The following is a 2,872-nucleotide window of genomic DNA, read 5'->3' on the forward strand; positions in this document are numbered from 1 at the left end:
CTCTATCCCAAGGGCACGAAAACCGCAGAGTGGAGCGTATGCATGAAAGTGCTCGTCATCGGCTCCGGCGGCAGGGAACACGCCCTGTGCTGGAAGCTTTCGCAGAATCCCGGGGTTGAGGCGGTCATCGCCGCGCCCGGCAACGGGGGCACCGCAGAGGTGGCCCGGAACGTGTCCGTGAAGGACGACGACATCCAGGGACTCATGGCCCTGGCGAAGGCCGAAGGGGTCGGCCTGGTGGTCGTCGGGCCGGAGGCCCCGCTGGTGCTCGGCATGGCCGACGCCTGCGCGAAGGAGGGCATCCCCTGCTTCGGGCCCGACGCCTTTGCCGCGCAGCTCGAGGGCAGCAAGGCCTTTGCCAAGAACATCATGCGCGAGGCCGGCGTGCCCACGGCGGCCTTCGGGGTCTTTACCGACGTTGAGGCCGCGAAGGCCTATGTCAAAGCCCACGGCGCGCCGCTGGTGGTCAAGGCCGACGGCCTGGCCGCAGGCAAGGGCGTGGTGGTGGCCAAGACCGTCGAGGAAGCCCTGGAGGCCCTCGACGACATGATGGTCAAGAAGAGCTTCGGCGCGGCCGGGACCACCGTGGTGGTGGAGGACGCGCTTCAGGGCGAGGAGGCCAGCTTCCTGGCCTTCTGCGACGGCGAGCATTTCGCGCTCCTGCCCTCGGCCCAGGACCACAAGGCCGTGGGCGAGGGCGACACCGGCCCGAACACCGGCGGCATGGGCGCGTACAGCCCGGCCCCGGTGCTGCCCCAGGAAAAATACGCCGAGACCGCCGAACTGTGCATCCGCCCCATTTTGAAGCGCCTGGCCGAGCTGGGCCACCCCTTCAAGGGCGTGCTGTACGCCGGGCTCATGTTCACGCCTTCCGGCCCCATGGTGCTGGAGTACAACGTGCGCTTCGGCGACCCCGAGTGTCAGCCGCTTTTGATGCGCCTGGACGCCGACCTTCTGGGCATCATGCTGGCCTGCGCGCGCGGCGAGCTTGATCCGGGCATGCTGCGCCTGCGGCAGGAAACCGCGCTCTGCGTGGTCATCGCCGCGCCGGGCTACCCCGGCGGCTATCCCAAGGGCATGGAGATCACCGGCCTGGCCGAGGCCGACGCCCTGCCGGGCGTGAAGGTTTTCCAGGCGGGCACCAAGGTGGACGGCGGCAAGACGGTCAGCAGCGGCGGCCGGGTGCTCGGCGTCACCGCCCTGGGGGCCACGCTGGCCGAAGCCAAGAAGCTGGCCTACGAAGCCGTGGCCAAGGTCGGCTTTGAGGGTTGTTTCTTCCGCCGCGACATCGGCGACAAAGGCATCATCCGCAGCCAAGCCGGCCGCAGCTAGCCGCAAGGAGGACTTCATGACCAAGGTAGCCGTTTTCATGGGCAGCGCGTCTGACGAAGACCTGATGAAGCCCTGCGCCGAGCTGCTCGCCAAGCTCGGCATCCCCTACGAGTTCACCGTGACCTCCGCCCACCGCACGCCGCAGCGCACCGAGCGCCTTGTGGCCGAGCTTGAGGCCCAGGGCTGCCAGGTGTTCATCTGCGCCGCTGGCATGGCCGCCCACCTGGCCGGAGCCGTGGCCGCGCGCACCACCAAGCCCGTGCTGGGCGTGCCCCTGGCGGCCTCGCCCCTGGGCGGCATGGATGCGCTGCTCGCCACGGTGCAGATGCCGCCGGGCTTCCCCGTGGGCACCCTGGCCCTGGACAAGGCCGGAGCCAAAAACGCCGCCTGGCTGGCCGCGCAGATCCTGGCCCTTGCCGACCCCGAGCTCGCCATGCGCCTGAAGGACGAGCGCGCCGGGTTCGAGGCGGCGGTGGAGAAGGCCGCGGCCCAGGTGGAGGAAGCCGACGCCCAGCGCCGCGCGAACAAGAAGGACAAAAAGTAAGTGACCGACGCGCCGACCCTCCGGCTGGCGGACGACAAGGGCCGCTCAATCAGCTATCTGCGCCTCTCGGTGACGGACCGCTGCAACCTGCGCTGTCTGTACTGCGACGGTCAGATGAGCCAGCGCCTGACGCACCACGACGTGCTGCGCTACGAGGAACTGCTCGACCTCATGGGTCTGGCGCGGGGCCTGGGCATCGGCAAGGTGCGCCTCACCGGGGGCGAGCCCTTTGCCCGCAAGGACTTCATGGAGTTTCTGGAGCGCGCGCGGGAACGCTTCCCCGACGTGAGCCTGAGGCTCACCACCAACGGCACCCTGGTGGCTCCCTACGCCGCGCGGCTGGCCGCCGCCGGGGTGGACCGCGTGAACATCTCCCTCGACACCCTGGACGCGGCCACCTTTACCCGCGTCACCGGGCAGGACCTGTACCCCCAGGTGCGCCGCGCCATCGACGCCTGCATCGAGGCGGGCATCCGCGTGAAGATAAACGCCGTGGCCATGCGCGGGGTGAACGACCACGAGCTGCCCGGCTTTTTGGCCCTGGCGCGCGAGCTGCCCGTGGATATCCGCTTCATCGAGTACATGCCCATGGGCGGGGCCGAGTGGCATGCGGAGCAGGTCTGGCGCGCCTCGGAGATCCTTGAGGAAGCCCAGGTGCTGGTGAAGCTTTCCCCCCTTGCGCGTGATGCCGAGGACGCGGGCCCGGCCCAGATGTACGCCATCGAGGGCGGCAAGGGCCGGCTCGGGCTCATCACGCCCTTGTCCAACCATTTCTGCGGCAGTTGCAACCGCCTGCGCATAACAAGCGGCGGCGTGCTGCGCACCTGTCTGTTCAGCGACCGCGTGTACCGCCTGCGCCCGGCCTTGCGCCACCCCAAGCTGGGCCTGCCTGCGGTGGAGCGCATCGTGCGGCTGGCCCTGCGCAAGAAGCCCGTGGGCGCGGATCTGCTCGCCGCGCGCCGCACAGGGGAAGGCGTTTCCGCCACGTCCATGTCG

General features: G+C 69.5%; 3 protein-coding genes. All 3 read left to right on the forward strand.

Going from position 1 to position 2,872, the window contains the following annotated elements; all coding sequences use genetic code 11:
- Window positions 1-42 precede the first annotated feature (42 nt).
- Window positions 43-1,332, forward strand: coding sequence for a phosphoribosylamine--glycine ligase (purD, locus tag VN419_RS02110; protein WP_325643947.1), 1,290 nt, complete (start codon window positions 43-45; stop codon window positions 1,330-1,332).
- Window positions 1,333-1,348: 16 nt separating this feature from the next.
- Window positions 1,349-1,876 (forward strand): 5-(carboxyamino)imidazole ribonucleotide mutase, encoded by a 528-nt coding sequence (gene purE / locus VN419_RS02115; protein ID WP_325643943.1) that lies wholly within the window; start codon window positions 1,349-1,351, stop codon window positions 1,874-1,876.
- Window positions 1,877-2,872 (forward strand): GTP 3',8-cyclase MoaA (gene moaA / locus VN419_RS02120; RefSeq protein ID WP_325643945.1); only part of this gene is annotated, 996 nt, incomplete at its 3' end.

The organism is Humidesulfovibrio sp., assembly GCF_035560995.1.
Lineage (GTDB): Bacteria > Desulfobacterota > Desulfovibrionia > Desulfovibrionales > Desulfovibrionaceae > Humidesulfovibrio.

Coding starts and splice junctions, on each gene's coding strand:
- purE (WP_325643943.1), top strand. CDS start 1,349: ATGACCAAGGTAGCCGTTTTCATGGGCAGCGCGTCTGACGAAGACCTG.
- purD (WP_325643947.1), top strand. CDS start 43: ATGAAAGTGCTCGTCATCGGCTCCGGCGGCAGGGAACACGCCCTGTGC.